The sequence below is a fragment of the Bacteroides faecis genome, assembly GCF_020091505.1.
Taxonomy (GTDB): Bacteria; Bacteroidota; Bacteroidia; order Bacteroidales; family Bacteroidaceae; genus Bacteroides; species Bacteroides faecis.
Genome location: NZ_CP081916.1, coordinates 2,958,782 through 2,978,481, shown reverse-complemented (window position 1 = coordinate 2,978,481; position 19,700 = coordinate 2,958,782). Strand labels below are relative to the sequence as shown.

Here is a 19,700-nt window from a genome sequence, read left to right as displayed (position 1 = left end):
CCTACTTATATGACTGCACATGCTTTATACACTCAAACCCTGTCTGAGTATAAATCCCGTCTGATATCTTCTCCCTGTTTAACTCTTCGTAGTTATTGTCATGAGTGTCATGTTAATTATCATGGTATGGAACTCTGGCTTTCTCGGCACGGCATTCGCATTCGTGAACTTCGTTCTTCCCTTTCGGCTTCTTCCTCCGAAAAGCCGGTGCCCTGCTTCAGTCCTTTGGTTCCCTCATCTGCGCCTTCGGCCCGTCCGTCCTCTTCTTCGGATATGCTTTATGGTATCAATATTACTTTTCCGGATGGGGTGATTATTTCCATCAAGCAGGGAAGTTCTTTTGGTATTCACCGTTTTATTGACCTTTATAACCGTAAGATACAGGAGGAGCAGTCATGTTTGCTTTAACCGAAAATATGCGTTATTACCTGTACCAGCATTATGTCGATATGCGTAAAGGTATGACAGGACTTTATCAGCTGGTCAAGTCCGACATGTCACTTTCTCCCGTTTCAGGAGATGTTTTTGTTTTCTTTTCCCACAAACGGGACATGGTTAAAATTTTACGTTGGGATACGGATGGTTTTATTCTTTACCAGAAGCGCCTGGAAGAAGGTACCTTCGAAGTCCCGCGTTTTAATCCTTCTACGGGTGCTTACGAGCTTTCCTGGAAGAGTTTCTTTTTGATTATGCAGGGCGTCTCCCTCCGGTCAGCCAAGTGCAGGAAACGATTTCGGCTGAAGTCATAGAAACACCAAATGATTGATAAACAATGTGTTATAACGTAGATTTATAATAAAAAGCTTTGTTGCCCGGTTCTTTTTTCGTATCTTTGAGGTATGAAAAAAGACCGGGTCATAGAGCTTCTGGAGGAACAGAACAGACATTTCAAGGAACAGATTAAAGCTGCTGACAAGCGTGAGCAACAAAGTCAGCGTCTGATCTGTGAACTGACTTCACAGGTTAAGCAACTGACCGATGCCGTTCAATCTCTGGAAGAAGCGCTGACGCTGAAGAACGGCAAACTGAAAAAGCAGGAGAACATTAGCCGCAGTTTGAGTAAGCTTATCAGCAATGAGTCTGAAAAGCAAATACCTGATAAGCCGCAACCCGCTTCTGAGACGGCTCCGTCCCGTCCGTCCGCTTCCCCCAAAGAACGGGGGAATAACAACTCCAAACGTAAAGAGCATTTTGAACTGGAAGAAAAGATAATCGAAGTCAATCCCGACCATCCCCTTTTCAGTATGTCTCTTGCCAAGTTTATGGGATACCGTGATTCTATCCGATATGTCTATATTCCGCCAAAGTTCATTAAGTACATTTATCGACAGAATATTTATAGCTTTAATGAAACGGTCTTCAGCGGTTGCGCCCCCGCCGCCCCTTTTCTGAATTCCCAATATGACGGTTCGTTCGTTGCCGGTTTATGCCAGTTGCGATATATCTACTCCATGAGTGTGGAACGTATCGTTAACTTCTTTCGGGAGAACGGGTTCGAACTCGAGAAGCCCACCGCCCATCATCTGCTGGGTAAAACGGCTGTTTTGTTCGAAAACCTCTATGAAGCACTCAGGGAAGTGGTGCTTGAAGATCCCTACCTCTGTTGTGACGAAACATATCACAAAGTACTGGTTCCGGAAAAGAACAGTAAAGGCAAAGGGGTACGAAAAGGGTATATCTGGGCAGCGGCGGCGGCGACCTTAAAGCTGGTGTTCTATTTCTATGAGGACGGATCACGCAGGCAGGAGGTGCTTTTTGATTTCCTCAAAACCTATAAAGGAACAGTACAAAGTGATGCATACGCCCCATACAGGAAACTGGAAACCGACCAATATCACAATATCACGAGGATCGCATGTCTTCAGCACGTCAAACGAAAGTTTCTTGAACAGGATAAGGAACCGGACGCCCGAAAGATAGTTGAAATGATAAACCAACTGTACCAAAAGGAACATGAACATCGGACAGGCTATCAGGGATGGACAATCAAAGACAATCTTGCACATAGAAAACAGTATGCCCCGCCAATACTCAGGAAGATAAAAAAGAAATTATTGAGCCTGCAGGCAAAGCCGGACTTATTACCGAAAAGCCAAATGGCGGAGGCCATTAATTACACACTATCCCAGTGGAAGGCCATAGAGGATATCTTTACCAAAGGGGAGTATTATCTGGACAACAACCTTGTCGAGAGGTATAATCGGTATATATCACTATCCAGAAGAAACTCGCTTTTCTTCGGAAGCCATAAGGGAGCTGAAAGAGGGGTAATACTATATTCATTGGCATGTTCGTGCAGGATGCATGGCATAAATACATTCGAATATATAGCCGATGTGATTAACAAAGCGGCGAAGTTACCACCAAATACAGACAGGAAAATATATAGAGATTTATTGCCACACAAATGGAAGGAAAACAGAAGTAGAATCTGAAAAGAAAAGGATTATCAGATTTTTTGAAGAAAAACACGGCATCGCCGAGACGCTTACAAAATAGTTCCATTTCTTACTATCTCTCATTCATATTTCAATTATCTCTCATCAATCTTAGAATCAGCAATCCATTACCCTACAATAAGCCTTACAGAACATAAAATCCACCACTGTTTTTCATATAACATATAGTATGTTTGTATGTGTATCACCTATTCATACTGCATATTTGAAGGAATGTTAGCAGCGTTCCATCCGGATGAACAGGTCTCATCACTCTAGTGAAACGTTCTCACCACCTGGATGAAGAGATCTTCTCACCCGGGTGGAACGATGAAGATAAAAGGTAAAAAAGACACAAATACAGGCAATGTATCATAGAAAAGACAGCCGGACAACATACAAACAACTGCCAGATAGCAACAAATACAGTATAGATAAAGATATATATTCGCATAGTTTGGACTGAATACTCCAAGAGCTTACATCTTAATTGGATAATAGAGACAAAAAAGTTCAGAGAATGCAATGATATTAATATATAATTGATAATTTTGTAGACTAAATATATTACTTGAAAAACATATAATCTGATATTACTACTATGAAACGAAATCTTAGATACACGGCATTATTACTCTTTATGTTATCTACAGTTTATGCCTCCGCCCAGTCTCTACGAAAACTGATGGAAATGCCTCCCCGTATTATTGAATCGAAATGGGAACAAACTTCAGACGGAGGAACGGAATTAAACTATTACAACGAAGACTTGTGCAGCTATTATCTATTCCGCGAAAATGACCGTTCGTACAATTTGAATCCCGGAAAGAACACGGTATTCAGAATAGAAAAAGGCTCTAATGCCAGCAATCCATTTATAGGTTCAAGCAGATATATGTTCTTCCGCGGACAATTCCCCAAAGATTTTCAGATCAGCACTCCCTATGCACTCCCTGTTAAGGCCGGCGAAGAAACCCAATGGCAAATCGCCCTTCAGGAATCTGCCAAAACAATGATATTCCGAATTCAGGAAGGAGACACCGTCTATGCAACCCGCAGAGGCGTCGCCTGTGTGACAGCACTGCCACAGCAATTGCTGATATACCACCCCGACCACACTTTTGCCGCTTACCTCATGATGCATCAAAACTTCATCCATGCGGGTGAAGAAGTCATGACCGGACAACCCATTGGGATAGCCGGAGTACTCGGAGTATCCGTCTCTTATTTTTTTCTTGATAACAATAAGTTTAATTCAAACGGCCCGTTGGGGTATCCATATTCCCATTTTACCCCTGTATTCCGTACGGACAAGGGAGATGTAAAACTAGAAGAGAAAGCAGTCTATAAATCAGCTATAGATGACGAGTTGATTATGCTCGAAATGACCAAACGGGAGAAAAAGAAATTTCAGAAGCAGAAATATTCAAAATAGAGGGAAACAATATGCGTACATTTTATCTGATCCTGTCTTTTGTCTGCCTTTGCGATCTGCTTCATGCACAAACCGTACGAATCGCCTATGAAGGTGACCCGCTTACGGACAAAGAGCGCCAGAAAATTGAACTGACCCTTCAATATGAGGTCGAATTCTACTCACAATTCGGACTTCCCGATACGCTTAACCTTAAATTAACTGTATTCAATAAAAGAGAAGACGCTCTGGTTTATCTCAATAAATTCAATATACATCCCCCTAAAAGCACAAACGGTATATACATCTCCAGATTACAGAAAGCCATCATATTGAGCAGGGAGAAAGAATACCAACAAGGTCTTGGTGTCATCTATCACGAACTGAGCCACCACCTCACCTTACAAATTACGGCAGGGCGCCCTCCAATTTGGCTCAACGAGGGACTTGCTGAATACTTTGAGCACTGTAAAGTCAATAAAAAAGGACTCCAACATACATTTACCGAATACGAAAAAGGAAGAATCCGCACCATATATATGCTGGGGGACATTGATTTACCTACCTTCATCAACAGCCGCCAAAACGAATTCATGAAGCAACAAAGAACCGATGAACAATATGCTTATATCCTCTCCCATGCGCTTGTCACTTTCTGGATTGAGAAAGCTCCCCGGCAGATATTCCGTGATTTCGTACTTTCCCTACAAAACAAAGACGACTCATCCACTGTTTCTGAACGGATAGAGCAGATTTACACCGGAGGGTTCAAACAATTTGAAAAAGATTTTGAAGCCTTTTGCAAATAGTTTTATCTTTTTCTATCTTTGCACCGGCTATGGGATTAGCCTTTAACCGCCCTTTGGAGCTGATGATCCCTACAATTTGAATGTATAACTCTTAAATTGTCAGCTTATGCTCAAAACTCTATTATTTATTGGAATGGGAAGTTTTACCGGAGGTGTACTACGCTATCTCATCTCACGCTACGTTCAGAATTTCCTGATTCCTTCCTTCCCTTTGGGAACGTTTCTGGTCAATATACTCGGTTGTTTTGCCATCGGTCTGTTTTATGGACTCTTCGAACGGGGAAATCTGATGAGCCCCAATCTGAGAATGTTTCTCACGGTAGGATTCTGTGGAGGATTCACCACCTTTTCAACGTTCATGAATGAGAACTTTCTGTTAATTAAAGATGACAATTTCTTCTACCTCTCTCTCTATGTAGGCCTCAGCTTATTTGTAGGATTCATTATGTTGTACTTGGGACATTCATTGATAAAATTATTCTGAAATGTAATATGATAAAAAGAAATGCAGCCAAACCTGTCCGTGTAGTTCCTCCCATGATGGAGGAACAGGAAACCAGTACAAGCACATTGCAAGAATTGCTTGAAAAAGAAGAAACAGTCTCAAACCTTATATTCTGCAAAGGAAAAGAAGAAGGAATCAGCAAATCTTACAAGAGTTTCAAGAATTGCACATTCCGGAATCAGACATTCAGCGAATGTAAGTTCCGTTCTTCCCAACTGACAGATGTACGGTTTGAAAACTGCGACCTGTCCAATATATCTTTTGCCGAAAGTTCTCTTTACCGGGTAGAATTTATTTCTTGCAAATTATTGGGAACCAATCTCTCTGAGACGACTATGAATCATGTTTTGCTGCATGACTGCAACGCCGCTTACATCAATCTGGCAATGAGCAAAATGAATCAGGTACGCTTCTCGCACTGCCATCTCCGAAACGGCAGTTTCAATGATTGTCGTTTCTCTTCCGTCGCCTTCGAAAGCTGCGATCTGGTAGAAGCCGATTTTTCTCACGCTCCGCTTCGGGGAATCGATCTTCGCACTTCGCGTATTGGCGGGATAACACTCAATATCAGCGATCTGAAAGGAGCTGTCATTACTTCTTTGCAGGCTATGGATTTGCTTCCATTGTTGGGAGTTATTATCGAGGATTAGAATTTCACAAATTTCATCTATCCACATTCAAACAAAAAGCATCGTCACATTGTTATTTTATAAGACCGGACTAATGACATCTAGGGAATATGATTCGAAAGAATACCTATTTATAGTGATTTCCCACTCCCCGTCAAGTCCGTACTTTTGCAAAAATATTATTCAAAACAATAGAAACGATGAAAATAGAAAAAATTGTAGCTCGAGAAATTCTCGATTCAAGAGGTAATCCCACAGTAGAAGTTGACGTAGTATTGGAATCTGGTATCATGGGACGCGCATCTGTTCCGTCAGGTGCTTCCACAGGTGAACATGAAGCACTGGAACTTCGTGATGGCGACAAGCAACGTTACGGTGGTAAAGGCGTACAAAAGGCGGTTGATAATGTAAATAAAATCATCGCTCCGAAACTGGTCGGTATGTCTTCTCTCAACCAAAGAGCAATCGACTACGCAATGCTGGCACTGGACGGCACTAAGACTAAGGCTAACTTAGGCGCTAATGCCATTCTTGGTGTGTCTCTCGCTGTAGCGAAAGCAGCAGCTAACTATCTTGACCTCCCACTCTACCGCTATATCGGCGGAACAAATACTTATGTAATGCCTGTACCGATGATGAATATCATCAATGGCGGTTCACATAGTGACGCTCCTATCGCATTCCAGGAATTCATGATTCGTCCGGTAGGTGCACCCTCATTCAGAGAAGGTTTGAGAATGGGTGCCGAAGTATTCCACGCATTGAAGAAGGTACTGAAAGACCGCGGTCTCAGCACTGCCGTAGGTGATGAAGGTGGTTTCGCTCCTAATCTGGAAGGTACAGAAGATGCTCTGAACTCTATCATCGCAGCCATCAAAGCTGCCGGATACGAACCGGGCAAAGACGTAATGATCGGTATGGACTGCGCTTCTTCCGAATTCTATCATGATGGTATCTATGACTATACCAAGTTTGAAGGTGAAAAGGGTAAAAAACGCACTGCTGAAGAACAAATCAATTATCTGGAAGAACTGATCAACAAATTCCCGATTGACTCTATCGAAGACGGTATGAGCGAAAACGACTGGGAAGGCTGGAAAAAACTGACTGAACGTATCGGCGACCGTTGTCAGCTAGTAGGTGATGACTTGTTCGTAACAAACGTCGACTTCCTCGCAATGGGTATCGAAAAAGGTTGTGCAAACTCTATCCTGATTAAAGTAAATCAGATTGGTTCACTGACAGAAACACTGAATGCTATCGAAATGGCTCACCGTCATGGATATACGACTGTTACTTCTCATCGCTCCGGCGAAACAGAGGATGCTACTATTGCGGACATCGCGGTAGCTACCAACAGCGGACAGATCAAAACCGGCTCATTAAGCCGTTCAGATCGTATGGCTAAATACAACCAACTGCTCCGTATCGAAGAAGAACTTGGCGACTTAGCTGTATACGGATACAAGAGAATCAAATAACTTTTATTTTCTTTTTTAGATATCTTTCCCCGGGCAATGCGTTGTCCGGGGATTTTTTTTATATATTTGATGTTTTACAAACGACCTGAAGCATTTGGTTACGTATCATATAGTAAACAGGAATAAATAATGATGAATCAGGAAAAAATACAGGAACTGGTAAACCGGAGTCAGCAGAATGACAAAAGGGCATTCGCTCTATTGGTTTCGGAATTCCAGCCACTAGTGTTCCGACTCGCTTTCCGGTTACTTTGTGATGAAGATGAAGCCAGAGATATAACACAGGAAACGTTTGTAAAAGTATGGTTATCCCTAAAAACGTATAATCAGGAAAACCGCCTGTCAACCTGGCTCTATAAAATCACTTGCAACACCTGCTATGACCGCTTGCGTTCGTTACGTCATTCTCCTCTGGATAATGAATCTGCTTTTTCCGGTTCGGTAAATATTCCTTCAGACGATAATATTGAAATATCTCTGTCCAACAAACAGTTGAAAGAGCTTATTCTGAGGTATACCAGCGAACTGCCTCCCCAACAGAAGTTGGTCTTTATGCTTCGCGATGTAGAGGAACTGGAAGTGGCGGAAGTACAGACTATCACCGGATTATCGTCCGAAAAAATAAAAAGTACCTTGTATCTTGCCAGAAAGAATATACGTAATAAAATGAATCAAATAGATCCCGACTTATGAAACAAGAAGATAAACAGTACGAGAAATGGCTGGCTGAAGTCAAAAGCAGACAACCGATATTGGATAATCCGGAAGAACTGACAGCATCTATCCTCGACAGGATATCCGGAATCTCGCCCCCAAAGAAACAGAGAAAGTTTCTCATAGGAGCATGGGCATCAGGCATTGCCGCAACATTATTACTTTTATTATTCATCAATGACACATGCTTCACTCCTGTATCTCAAAGAACAGGAAAGCAAAATGAATATGATAATTGGTCGAACAGCATTCCATTACCTGCCAACTGGGAAGAAATGCGACTTCAGGAAAAGAACATTTATCTATCCTCTCAGTATACGCAACACCGGAAGTTCCGAAAAGCGCAAATCTTACAAGTCATTAAAGAAAAACGATTAAAATAGACAGGATATGAAAACTAACTATTTCATAATGGCAATGCTACTGCTACTTAGCGTGACTTCTTGCAGCACCTACTACCGGATGAGTTCACGGATAGAAAAGGATGGAAGCATGTATAGAGAAATTTACGCACAGGGTGATTCAGCCTTCCTTGCAGGAGATAAGACACACAATCCATTTCTGTTTCAACCAGATGCCAACTGGCAACTAGTAAATCTGGACTCCACAATCAAATTCAACTTTTGGGGAGAAGAGGAAAAGCTGAACGTCAAAGCCTGCCAAAAAATTTCGGTAACGGACGGAGAATACTTCACTGTTGCCAAAAACAAAGAACACCTAAATTCTATGGCTATCCCCATGGAACAGCTAAAAAAGAAATTCAGATGGTTTTATACCTATTATATATACACCGCTACTTACAAAGAACTTCAAGATAAAGGGCCCGTACCTCTTAGTGATTATCTGAATAAAGAAGAGCAAATAATCTGGTTTCATGGAAACGACGATGCTTTTAGAGGCATGAACGGCATCGAAATGAATGACAAACTGGATAAACTTGAAGCTAAATTCGGAGAATGGTATAATCGCAGCATCTATGAAATTAATTGGGAAGTCATCCATCACTTCGTTTCCCAACAAAAAGATACTGCCTGTCTGCATCGCTTGGAGGAATTGAAAGATGCTGTCTACAAAAAATATTCATCGGAAAAAGGATATAGTTTGGAGGATGCTGATCTTGAAGAAGTCTGCAGCTTATTTGATAAGGTTTGCAGTACGAAATATTTCTCAGACCTTTATAACACAAATAAGGAAATGATGGAAACCTTTTGTGAAGAGAAAATCAATATTGCCGAAGCCTTCTACCATGCCATACAGTTTGAATTGACAATGCCCGGCAGGCTGCTCACATCCAACGCCAAAGTTCAGAAGGACAGTTTAGTGATCTGGAAAATAGACGGTTTCCGACTTCTTGCCGATGATTATGTACTCACAGCAGAGTCACGGGTTATCAATTACTGGGCATTCGGGATTACCTTATTTATTATTCTGCTTATCTTAGGGCTCTGCATAAAATTATATAGAAGTTAGATTGACTTTAATCAGGATATAAAAGAAAAAAGCATCCAAGTAAATACCTGGATGCTTTTTTGAGCCTCTTGTCGGATTCGAACCAACGACCCCGAGATTACAAATCACGTGCTCTGGCCAACTGAGCTAAAGAGGCGGGTGGGTAAGCTTACTATATCGCGCCGCTACAACCAACTACCTTTGCTGCGATCAAGCCCTGGAGGATTCGAAGGGAGCTGGCCGTATAGGACTTACCCGTTTTGCGGTTGCAAAGGTAGGCATTTTTATCAATTCTGCAATAGTTTCAGATAACTTTTTTACATAAAAGAAAGTAACACACTACATTTCAAGCAATTAAAAACCTAAAAAAATATTCGGAGAGCAACTTTTACTGCTTTATTAACTTTAACAACCATATTCCCTTTACCAACCGATATTATTTGTACCTTTGTGCGCAATTTATTAACGAAGATGACAGAGAACAGAAGCTATTTACAGAAATATGCCATGCACTTTGGCACGTATATGGGAATCTATTGGATATTGAAGTTCATTTTATTTCCGTTGGGATTCCACATCCCTTTCCTTTCGCTATTATTTGTAATTCTGACGTTGGCAGTGCCATTCATTGGCTATCACTACGTGAAGATGTATCGTGATAAAATATGCGGAGGAAGTATCCAATTCTCACATGCGGTTCTTTTTACCATATTCATGTACATGTTTGCTTCCTTATTGGTAGCCGTTGCACACTACGCTTATTTCCAGTTCATTGACCACGGTTTTATCATCAACTCCTATATCCAGTTATGGGACGAACTGATGACCAAAACACCCGCTTTGATGGAAAATCAAGAGATAATAAAAGAAACGATAGATACCGCCCGTTCACTTACGTCCATCAATATCACCATGCAACTCTTGTCATGGGACGTATTCTGGGGAAGTTTACTGGCCATTCCTACCGGATTGATGGTAATGAAGAAAGCACGACCGGAAAACAATACCCCGGTTTAATCATAATTCGTAATTCATAATTATAAAAAATGAATATATCAGTTGTAGTCCCATTATTCAATGAAGAAGAGTCACTGCCCGAACTCTACGCTTGGATAGAACGGGTAATGAAAGCCAACGGATTCTCATTCGAAGTGATTTTCGTTAACGACGGAAGTACAGACCGTTCATGGGAGGTGATAGAAAAACTCAAAGCCCAATCGGACTGCGTAAAAGGCATCAAGTTCCGCCGCAACTACGGTAAATCGCCCGCACTCTACTGTGGATTTGCAGAAGCACAAGGAGAGGTGGTGATCACAATGGATGCCGACTTACAGGACAGCCCGGACGAAATACCGGAATTATACCGGATGATTACGGAAGACGGATATGATCTGGTATCCGGATGGAAACAAAAAAGATATGATCCGCTATCCAAAACACTACCGACCAAGTTATTCAATGCTACCGCACGCAAAGTATCAGGCATTCCAAATTTGCACGACTTCAACTGCGGCCTGAAAGCCTACCGCAAAGATGTCGTGAAAAACATCGAAGTGTATGGCGAAATGCATCGTTATATCCCCTATCTGGCAAAGAATGCCGGATTCCAGAAGATAGGTGAGAAGGTGGTACACCACCAGGCACGTAAATATGGTTCTACCAAATTCGGATTCAACCGTTTCTTCAACGGATATCTGGATCTGATTTCTCTTTGGTTCCTTTCCAAATTCGGAGTGAAGCCGATGCACTTCTTCGGATTGCTGGGATCACTCATGTTCTTTATCGGAATGATCTCCGTTATCATTGTTGGTGTAAGCAAACTGCATGCAATGTACAACGGTCTCCCCTACCGGCTTGTAACCGATTCCCCTTATTTCTACCTATCGCTTACGGCGATGATTATCGGTACACAGCTATTCCTTGCCGGATTCTTGGGAGAACTGATTTCACGTAATGCCCCCGAACGGAACAATTATCAGATAGAAAAGAAAATTTAATTCACGCCCAATAACCGAGATTATGAAGAATTTAATTCGTATCTTTTTAATATTAGTAATTGTTGGTGCATGTATAAGCATCGGCAGTTCGTGTTCGGACGAAAATGATTGTTCATTGGCAGGACGTCCTATGATGTACTGCACATTGTATACTCTTGATGAAATAACCGATGACAGAGTAAAAGACACACTGGACTCATTGACTATTACAGCATTAGGGACAGATTCGATCATTCTCAACAACGAGAAAAATGTGCATACCCTGATGTTGCCGTTGCGATATACCAGTGATACGACTGTATTTGTTTTCCGTTACGATCCGAAACGCAGACCGAACGACGTTGATACATTATATATTGTACAACAAAACACACCTTACTTCCAGTCTATGGAATGTGGATACATGATGAAGCAAAACATTCTCGGCACTAGATTCGGAAATACCAGAAATAGCTCAGAAAGAATAGACTCACTTCGTATATTAAATAAAGAAGCCAATACAAATGAAATTCAGAATTTGGAAATATTCTATAAGTATCGCGACCGTACACCTCCTACGATTGAGTAGTGTGTTGCTCCTACTTTGTATTGGACTACCGTCAATTGCACAACAGCAACAACAACGACCGGCTCCCGTACAGAAAAGAGACCAGAAGAAGAAAGAGGTTGTAGTCGACACTATCCCGTTTTATAATGGGACGTATGTCGGCGTGGACTTATATGGCATCGGAAGTAAGATGTTAGGCGGCGACTTTATGAGCTCCGAAGTCAGCATAGGTGTCAATCTTAAAAACAAATTCATCCCAACTATCGAGTTTGGTATGGGAGGAACAGATACATGGAATGAAACGGGAATACACTACAAAAGCAAGGCTGCCCCATTCTTCCGGATCGGCGTGGACTATAACACGATGGCAAAGAAAAAAGAAAAGAACAGCTATCTGTATGTAGGTCTTCGCTATGCGTTCAGTTCATTCAAATATGATGTGTCTACCATGCCGGTTGATGACCCGATTTGGGGAGGAAGTATCGGAAATCCAAGTCTGGAAGACGACTATTGGGGAGGAAGCATCCCTTTCAGTCATTTGGGGATGAAGGGGTCTATGCAGTGGTTCGAATTAGTGGTAGGCGTCAAAGTACGCATTTATAAGAATTTCAATATGGGCTGGTCTGTACGCATGAAATACAAGACAAATGCTTCGACCAATGAATACGCCAATCCTTGGTATGTACCCGGCTACGGAAAATTTAAATCAAATAACATGGGAATTACCTATTCCCTCATTTACAAATTACCTCTTTAAAGAATAATGACAGGACTAGAAATTTGGCTGCTTGCAATAGGTTTGGCGATGGATTGTTTCGCTGTTTCAATTGCAAGCGGTATTATTTTGAAACGTACTCAATGGAGACCGATGCTGGTCATGGCTCTGGCATTCGGGCTTTTTCAGGCTCTCATGCCTTTTATCGGATGGATGTTTGCAAAAAGTTTCAGTCACCTAATAGAAAGTATAGACCATTGGATTGCTTTCGCTATTCTTGCCTTTCTGGGCGGTCGCATGATTCTTGAATCTTTTAAAGACGAGGAGTGTCGCCAGACATTTAATCCGGCAAGTCCGAAAGTTGTGTTTACGATGGCAATAGCGACAAGCATCGATGCTCTGGCCATAGGTATCTCCTTTGCCTTTCTCGGCATCAACGACTATACTGAAATCCTCTCCCCCATCCTTATCATCGGATTCGTCTCATTTGTCATGTCACTGATCGGCCTTTTCTTCGGCATCAAATGTGGCTGCGGATGTGCACGGAAATTAAAAGCAGAATTATGGGGCGGCATCATTCTGGTATTTATCGGATTAAAAATATTGATAGAACATTTATTCTTCCAATCATAGAAACTTGTTCCTCCAATTATAGAAAAAAGAAAAGTGTATGAAAACAAAAAAAAGCTTCCTTTGGCTGGCTTTCCTGATCCTGGCAACGATCTGGATATTAGCCAGGCGTAATCAAAAGACTGATTTTAACACTGCCAGCGGTTTTGTCTTTGGAACAGTATATAAAATTACATACCAGTGTAAAGACGACCTGAAACCGGAGATAGAAGCGGAACTGAAACGTTTTGATCAGTCTCTGTCACCGTTCAATGACAGTTCTGTCATCAGTCGTGTCAATCGTAATGAAGAGCTGGTAACAGACAGCTTCTTCCAGACTTGCTTCAATCGCTCTATGGAAATCTCCCGCGAAACGGAAGGAGCTTTCGACATTACAGTAGCACCTCTTGCCAATGCCTGGGGGTTCGGATTTAAGAAAGGAACTTTCCCGGATTCATTGATGATAGACAGTCTGTTACAATTCACCGGCTACGAAAAGGTTAAGTTAGAGAACGGCAAGGTTATCAAGCAAGACCCACGTACGATGCTCAGTTGCAGTGCTGTGGCAAAAGGATATTCTGTAGATGTAGTAGCACATCTGCTTGACCGGAAGGGTATCAAAAACTATATGGTCGACATAGGTGGAGAAGTAGTGGTAAAGGGTAAGAATGCGACAGGAGACCTGTGGCGCATCGGTATCAACAAGCCTTACGACGACTCACTGGCCGTGAAGCAAGATATACAGACTATACTCAACCTGACAGATGTGGGTATGGCTACTTCGGGAAACTACCGCAACTATTATTATAAGGATGGCAAAAAGTATGCTCATACAATCGACCCCAGAACAGGATATCCGGTACAACACAGCATTCTATCTTCTACAGTGGTTGCAGAAGACTGTATGACAGCCGATGCTTTGGCTACCTCTTTCATGGTGATGGGGCTGGAAGAAGCGGAGAAATTCTGTAAAGCAAATCCAATGATTGACGCTTACTTTATATATAGCGGTGAAAACGGAGAATTTAAAACTTACTATACGGATGGTATGAAACGATACTTCAAATAGAGCATTCTTTTATTTCTGAGTAAGACTCCCATGCAAAATAAATCAAACTTGTATTAGAGTACTTCCCGATAAGTACAAGACTTGCTTGTGACAAGTACTTAAGTGGTCCGGTTCTTGTACAACGTTTGGGTCGAAGATGTACAACATTGGAATGAAAGATGCAGTACCTTTACTCCACACACTATTACAGAGTACTCACCGCCTTCAGCCCTTTCAGTTTCGCTCGCAAACGCCCTTGCAGAAGGGGATACCGGCTGAAGGCACTATTTTGCAACTTGTCTCTGATAAGCTCAGGGAGGGGGGGCAGTAGTTTCAGCCCTTTCAGCCTTGATCCTACATAAATTCTTTGTTTGTTTTGCCTATGGTTACTCTACCTGCGAGTGATCGTTACTTTATATACGGGCTGCACTCCGCAAGACCCGAGGTGAATCTCACTCACCACCGAGATGAAGGATACTCACCTCCGAGGTAAAAGTGGATGGTATACTAGCTTATTTTAAATGAATAAACCGATCTATAGCTCAGAAAAAACTGAGGTTCCATTTGCCTCAAACAGAGATTTTGTTTATCCTCAATAGAACCTCTGTTTGAAGTAAATACAGGCTCTATTGAATCAGATATTATTAGCTTCCGAATTTATGGTCTTCCCGACTGAAAGGGCTGAAACCACTGCCCCCCCCTCCCTGAGCTTATCAGGGACAGGTTGCAAAATAGTGCCTTCAGCCGGCATCCCCTTCTGCAAGGGCGTTTGCGAGCGAAACTGAAAAGGCTGAACGCGGAGTGTCAGTTCTTTGTTAGGGAGGTAGGATTTTGTCTCTTTTGGCGTAATAATGAAGAAAAATGAGAGCCGGTGTCATTCTGCGCTGCGAAGGAGAATTCACTGTAAATCTCTAAATACAAACGACATAGTTTTATGCGGAAGAAGTGGATCGTATTAAGCATAAATCATTTGTACTACCTGTAAACAAGAAAAGCCCGGAAAAGATTTGCATCGCCAACAGAAAAAGTATACTTTTGTAAAGTTCTAATTGTGCATTTGAGATAATGCCATGGAACATACATATTGAGAGACGTTTTCATGCGTTCATCTTCGACCTTTTGAATCTCGCAAATCCAAAACTCAGAGAAGATAAGGCAACAAAGGCGTCTACGTGGTATGATTGTATCATTTTATACTTGTCAATGAACAATTGACAAGAGGAAGTGTATATCATACAGGCGTGGGCTAACTGGCGTTGCTTATCCTCTGAGGAAGGCAATGCGAGAGCCTAAAAGGTGGGATAAGCAGATATCAGGCTCCCACGTCTTCTCGTATGTATACACATCAACATGACACACACTGCTGAGCATGGGGACCTATCAGCAAAACACAACATCCTTATGATTCATATCGGCAAACAAATCAGACAGAAAATGGAAGAACGTCAGAAGACAGTAGTCTGGCTATCAAAACATTTATCATGCAGCAGAGCAAACGTATACAAGATTTTTGAAAAATATTCTGTAGATACAGAAATGCTTGCCAGAATATCCGCTATCCTAAATTTTGATTTCTTCTCACTCTATTCGGAAGATATAAAGAAAAAAAACAATCAAGAATAATCAGCGCCAACAGTTCAAGAAGTAAGATTTTGGCACATCATGTCTCCGATTGGTTTACATGTCAACCAATCGGAGGCATGATATTTAATATATAATTCTATAATTCGTTATGTTTGCACTCAAAGATATTCATTATAGATATAATCATAATGAATGGCAGTATCCGAAAAGCCCAAACAGAGTAGGAATTATTAAATAGATATATTAATCATGGGATTCTGGAATACTTTTTTCAGCGGACAACGATGCGAACATTGCAACAGCTATAACACTGCAAATATCGATTTCCGAGATTTATCCAGCGAAGATCAGGATATGTATTGGGATACGGTAGGTAATGTCCGTCCGAAAGATATTTACCGATGCAAAGATTGCGGTCAATTGACTATTATTTGTCAGGATGGAAGAAAGTATTGGACACATCCTGCTAAATAACAACTCAGCTAAGATGATTATATTGGAAATTATAGGAGGACTTCTCGTCTTATTCCTTGCTGCACAAATTCTAGGGCGACTTGCACGTTTCGTGTGGATACCTATTTTATCATCCGTTATAGCAGGATTGGTTGTTGGTATCAGCAACCATTCACTTTGGGGAGGAATTGGAACCGGAATAGCGGTTCTCATCGTATTTGGTATATCGAGTGCTATTGTTGGAGGCAATTGACCTTTACATATTATAAAAGACATGGAGAAAAGAACCTTCAGATATGAAAAACTAAAAAGATGCACATGTACTCTATATATGACGGAGACCTGTAATCTGAATTGTGTCTACTGCTACGAGCACATAAAAGGCAAAGATTTAATGCCCTTGAATATAGCTCAAAGTGGCATAAAATCCACTTTCGAACGCGCTAAAAAAGAACAAATAGATTATGTCGAAATACTATTTCATGGTGGAGAACCATTTATAGCATTTCAACGGATTAAGGATATTTGCGAATGGTTATGGGCACAAGAGTGGCCGACAAAATATATTTGTTATGCAACAACCAATGGCACTCTTATACATAATGAAGTGAAAGAATGGCTCATGAAAAATAAAGAAAGATTCATTGTCGGACTAAGCTTGGACGGAACCCGTGAAATGCATAATCGCAATCGTTCAAATTCTTATGATAAGATTGACATCCCCTTTTTTATTGAGAACTGGCCTGAACAGGGAGTGAAAATGACTCCTTCACCCGGTACACTGAAATCCCTGGCAGAAGGTGTTATCCATATACATGAGTTAGGTTTCAGCCGCAATAATTGTACTTTTGCTTGTGGAGTGGCTTGGGATAAAGACGAATTTGGGAAAGCAATAGATTATCAACAAATACTCCAGGAACAATTGATGAAACTTGCCATATATTATTTGAACCATCCTAATATATTGCCTGTGGAAATGTTAAATATAAAATTTATAGCTGTGGCAGCAGGCATAAACAATATGCTCGATAAATTATGTGGTGCAGGTACTATTATGCGCTGTTGGACACCGGATGGGCAGTGTCTTCCCTGTCATTTATTTTATGAAGTCAGCAAAGAGAAAGGGGTGAAATTAGATGACATTGACTTATCTTCACCCTGTCATCTGTCAGATGAGCAGTGCAAGGGATGTATCCTTGAGACCATCTGTCCTACCTGCTATGGTGGCAACTATATTACATATGGCGATATATCAAAACGTGACCCCTACACTTGCATTATTACAAAAATTCGCGCATTAGCAGGTTCATGGATGATAGGCCAAATGCTGGAAACACCCGAAAAATATTATGCTTTAAAAGATTTTAGCAATGAAGAATTAGCAATGACTGCCAAAGGAGTCATTCAAACACAATCCTTTCTTGAACAAACAGGATTTATGGAAGAACTTCAAAATGGATAATTGTCCTTTCCGAAAACAGGGCAAAACATTAAAATATTAATATTATGAATTTTAAATTAAGCAACTTATCTGTCATCAATGAAAAATACGACAGGATAATAGAATTACTGAAAGATACGACTTGGGAAATATGTTCCAACAGTTGCGGTTGTTCTGGTGATTGTGGTTCTAACTGGATGCAATCATAAGACATATAAACAAGAATACTATGAAAGAACATATAGATGTAGCTAAAGATTTTATCGACTTTATATCTGAAAGTCCTACCAAATATCACGCCATAGAGAATGTAAAATCTAAACTTTTACAGCATAAGTTTGAATCACTGTCTATTGACGAAAAATGGGATTTAAAACCACATGGAAGATATTTTATCGAACAGGACAACTCGGCATTAATTGCATTTTGCATGAGTTCTCGTGAGCCAAATATACAAACAGTCATAGACGAGGGAGTACGCTTGGTATGTGCACACACAGATTCACCAGCTTTCAAAGTAAAACCAATAGCGCAAATGGTGAGTTCTGACGGCTACATTCGGCTGAATACTCAGGGGTATACATGGCCTATTTTATCAACATGGTTCGACCGCCCTTTATCATTAGCCGGAAGAGTTGCATTAAAAGGCAAATCCCCTTTTCAGCCAATAATACGTCTGATCGATATAGAAGATCCCATACTGATTATTCCCAATGTGGCTTTTCATTTGACAAAAGGAAAAACAGAAGGCATAATTTCCAAGCAAAAAGAAATGTTGCCAATCATGGGTATGAGCTACAAAGATATGAGTGAAAATATACTTTTTGATCTTATGGCTCACAAATTAAATGTATCGAAAGAAGATATTCTGGATTATGAATTATACCTCTATCCGATTGAAAAAGGACGATTAGTTGGGGTGAATTCAGACTTCATAGTTACTCCTCGGCAGGATGATTTAGTGATGGTATATGCAGCATTACAGGCTTTAACTGACGCCAACTCTGAACTTTCAAAGACCAAACTACCGGACATCGAAACGGAAATACAACTATCTGATGCAAACGCGGACGATGCAACAAGAATGATAGCCTTTTTCGATGCCGAAGAAGAGACAAACTCTACTTTAGGTGGTGCTGATACTCCACTCTTGAGAAATGTACTAACCAAAGTAGTAAAAAGCATAGGAGGCAATGAGGAAGATGTTATAAAACTAATCAACCATTCATTCGCAGTATCCTTGGATACCTCTTTTGCCGCACATCCTAACTACATGGAATGCAGCGATCCAACATGCAGCCCGATAATAAATAAAGGAGTAGTCATAAAATATGATGCAAATATGCATTATGCTACAACAGCATTTTCTTCTGCCGTATTTCAAGAAGCATGCAACCGGAAGAATATTCCTTTTCAAAAAGCCGCCGCTAATTCAGACCTCAGAACAGGAGGTACAATAAGTGCATTTATGCAAACACAGGTGGAGATTAAATGCGTAGAAATCGGCATTTCCACCTGGGCCATGCATTCAGCATACGAAAGTTGCGGAACTGCTGATCTATTCAATCTAATCGGAGCTTTAAAGAGCTTTTGGTTGATGCGTGATTGAAATTCATTGCTGCCAGGCATCAATTTTATAAAGGATGATTTATAACGGAAGGTTAATTGCCTTTACCACAAACAGGGCAAATCATTAAAATATTAACATTATGAATTTTAAATTGACTAACTTATCTTCCATCAATGAAAAATATGGTAAGACGATGAAACTATTGCAAGACACAACTTGGGAAATATGTGCCAATAGCTGCGGATGCTCTGGAGATTGCGGCTCCAACTGGATGCGCAGTTAATTTGAAGCAAGTAT

The 19,700-nt window shown here is 41.0% G+C and carries 21 protein-coding genes, 1 tRNA gene and 1 riboswitch; of the genes, 21 read left to right on the top strand and 1 reads right to left on the bottom strand.

Annotated features, from left to right (window positions below; all coding sequences use genetic code 11):
* Positions 1-126: 126 nt before the first annotated feature.
* From K6V30_RS11440 to K6V30_RS11390, 11 genes are all read left to right on the top strand, one after another.
* Positions 127-408: a hypothetical protein gene (locus tag K6V30_RS11440; protein WP_224207215.1), complete on the top strand. Its 282-nt coding sequence runs from the start codon at positions 127-129 to the stop codon at positions 406-408.
* Complete coding sequence (gene tnpB / locus K6V30_RS11435) at positions 396-749, top strand: IS66 family insertion sequence element accessory protein TnpB (protein WP_055268734.1); 354 nt, start codon at positions 396-398, stop codon at positions 747-749. Before K6V30_RS11440 ends, tnpB begins: the two co-directional genes overlap by 13 nt.
* A 90-nt stretch (positions 750-839) precedes the next feature.
* Positions 840-2,435 (top strand): IS66 family transposase, encoded by a 1,596-nt coding sequence (tnpC, locus tag K6V30_RS11430; RefSeq protein WP_055268733.1) that lies wholly within the window; start codon positions 840-842, stop codon positions 2,433-2,435.
* A gap of 604 nt (positions 2,436-3,039) precedes the next feature.
* The gene (locus K6V30_RS11425) at positions 3,040-3,873 is read left to right on the top strand and encodes a peptidoglycan DD-metalloendopeptidase family protein (protein ID WP_022301447.1); all 834 of its coding nucleotides are present in this window, start codon (positions 3,040-3,042) and stop codon (positions 3,871-3,873) included.
* An 11-nt stretch (positions 3,874-3,884) separates the two neighbouring features.
* Positions 3,885-4,661 carry a hypothetical protein gene (locus K6V30_RS11420; RefSeq protein ID WP_010537223.1) on the top strand — a complete coding sequence of 259 codons (777 nt, stop codon included), beginning with the start codon at positions 3,885-3,887 and terminating at the stop codon, positions 4,659-4,661.
* 16 nt (positions 4,662-4,677) lie between these two features.
* Positions 4,678-4,740: riboswitch (Fluoride riboswitch) on the top strand.
* 27 nt (positions 4,741-4,767) lie between these two features.
* Complete coding sequence (gene crcB, locus K6V30_RS11415; protein ID WP_022301448.1) at positions 4,768-5,145, top strand: fluoride efflux transporter CrcB; 378 nt, start codon at positions 4,768-4,770, stop codon at positions 5,143-5,145.
* An 8-nt stretch (positions 5,146-5,153) separates the two neighbouring features.
* Positions 5,154-5,816, top strand: coding sequence for a pentapeptide repeat-containing protein (locus K6V30_RS11410; protein ID WP_010537221.1), 663 nt, complete (start codon positions 5,154-5,156; stop codon positions 5,814-5,816).
* Positions 5,817-5,995: 179 nt separating this feature from the next.
* A complete protein-coding gene (eno, locus tag K6V30_RS11405; RefSeq protein ID WP_010537220.1) occupies positions 5,996-7,276 on the top strand; it encodes a phosphopyruvate hydratase in 1,281 nt (426 codons plus the stop codon).
* Positions 7,277-7,405: 129 nt separating this feature from the next.
* Entirely contained in the window at positions 7,406-7,969 is a 564-nt protein-coding gene (locus tag K6V30_RS11400; protein ID WP_022301449.1) for an RNA polymerase sigma factor, read from the top strand.
* Complete coding sequence (locus K6V30_RS11395; RefSeq protein ID WP_010537218.1) at positions 7,966-8,373, top strand: hypothetical protein; 408 nt, start codon at positions 7,966-7,968, stop codon at positions 8,371-8,373. Before K6V30_RS11400 ends, K6V30_RS11395 begins: the two co-directional genes overlap by 4 nt.
* A gap of 7 nt (positions 8,374-8,380) precedes the next feature.
* Positions 8,381-9,460: a hypothetical protein gene (locus K6V30_RS11390; RefSeq protein ID WP_055271384.1), complete on the top strand. Its 1,080-nt coding sequence runs from the start codon at positions 8,381-8,383 to the stop codon at positions 9,458-9,460.
* Between the two features lie 62 nt (positions 9,461-9,522).
* Here the strand turns inward: K6V30_RS11390 and K6V30_RS11385 are convergent.
* A tRNA-Thr gene (locus K6V30_RS11385) sits at positions 9,523-9,596 on the bottom strand.
* Positions 9,597-9,910: 314 nt separating this feature from the next.
* Between K6V30_RS11385 and K6V30_RS11380 the strand changes: the two genes are divergently transcribed.
* The 10 genes from K6V30_RS11380 to K6V30_RS11335 all read left to right on the top strand — a co-directional run bounded on the left by K6V30_RS11380 (position 9,911) and on the right by K6V30_RS11335 (position 19,686).
* Positions 9,911-10,456 (top strand): DUF4199 domain-containing protein, encoded by a 546-nt coding sequence (locus tag K6V30_RS11380; RefSeq protein WP_010537216.1) that lies wholly within the window; start codon positions 9,911-9,913, stop codon positions 10,454-10,456.
* Positions 10,457-10,485: 29 nt separating this feature from the next.
* Positions 10,486-11,436 carry a glycosyltransferase family 2 protein gene (locus K6V30_RS11375; RefSeq protein WP_010537215.1) on the top strand — a complete coding sequence of 317 codons (951 nt, stop codon included), beginning with the start codon at positions 10,486-10,488 and terminating at the stop codon, positions 11,434-11,436.
* Between the two features lie 22 nt (positions 11,437-11,458).
* Positions 11,459-12,004, top strand: a complete 546-nt coding sequence (locus K6V30_RS11370; RefSeq protein WP_055271382.1) for a DUF6452 family protein — start codon at positions 11,459-11,461, stop codon at positions 12,002-12,004.
* A complete protein-coding gene (locus K6V30_RS11365; protein WP_032836846.1) occupies positions 11,940-12,740 on the top strand; it encodes a DUF6048 family protein in 801 nt (266 codons plus the stop codon). The genes K6V30_RS11370 and K6V30_RS11365 overlap by 65 nt, the downstream gene beginning before the upstream one ends.
* Positions 12,741-12,746: 6 nt before the next feature.
* Positions 12,747-13,331 carry a manganese efflux pump MntP gene (locus K6V30_RS11360; protein WP_055271380.1) on the top strand — a complete coding sequence of 195 codons (585 nt, stop codon included), beginning with the start codon at positions 12,747-12,749 and terminating at the stop codon, positions 13,329-13,331.
* A gap of 37 nt (positions 13,332-13,368) precedes the next feature.
* Positions 13,369-14,376 carry an FAD:protein FMN transferase gene (locus tag K6V30_RS11355; protein WP_010537211.1) on the top strand — a complete coding sequence of 336 codons (1,008 nt, stop codon included), beginning with the start codon at positions 13,369-13,371 and terminating at the stop codon, positions 14,374-14,376.
* 1,812 nt (positions 14,377-16,188) lie between these two features.
* Complete coding sequence (locus K6V30_RS11350; RefSeq protein ID WP_010537127.1) at positions 16,189-16,413, top strand: hypothetical protein; 225 nt, start codon at positions 16,189-16,191, stop codon at positions 16,411-16,413.
* A gap of 253 nt (positions 16,414-16,666) precedes the next feature.
* Positions 16,667-17,854, top strand: coding sequence for a radical SAM protein (locus K6V30_RS11345; RefSeq protein ID WP_029425391.1), 1,188 nt, complete (start codon positions 16,667-16,669; stop codon positions 17,852-17,854).
* 208 nt (positions 17,855-18,062) lie between these two features.
* A complete protein-coding gene (locus tag K6V30_RS11340; RefSeq protein ID WP_055271378.1) occupies positions 18,063-19,442 on the top strand; it encodes a M18 family aminopeptidase in 1,380 nt (459 codons plus the stop codon).
* A gap of 100 nt (positions 19,443-19,542) precedes the next feature.
* Entirely contained in the window at positions 19,543-19,686 is a 144-nt protein-coding gene (locus tag K6V30_RS11335) for a hypothetical protein (RefSeq protein WP_022301454.1), read from the top strand.
* Positions 19,687-19,700: the final 14 nt, after the last annotated feature.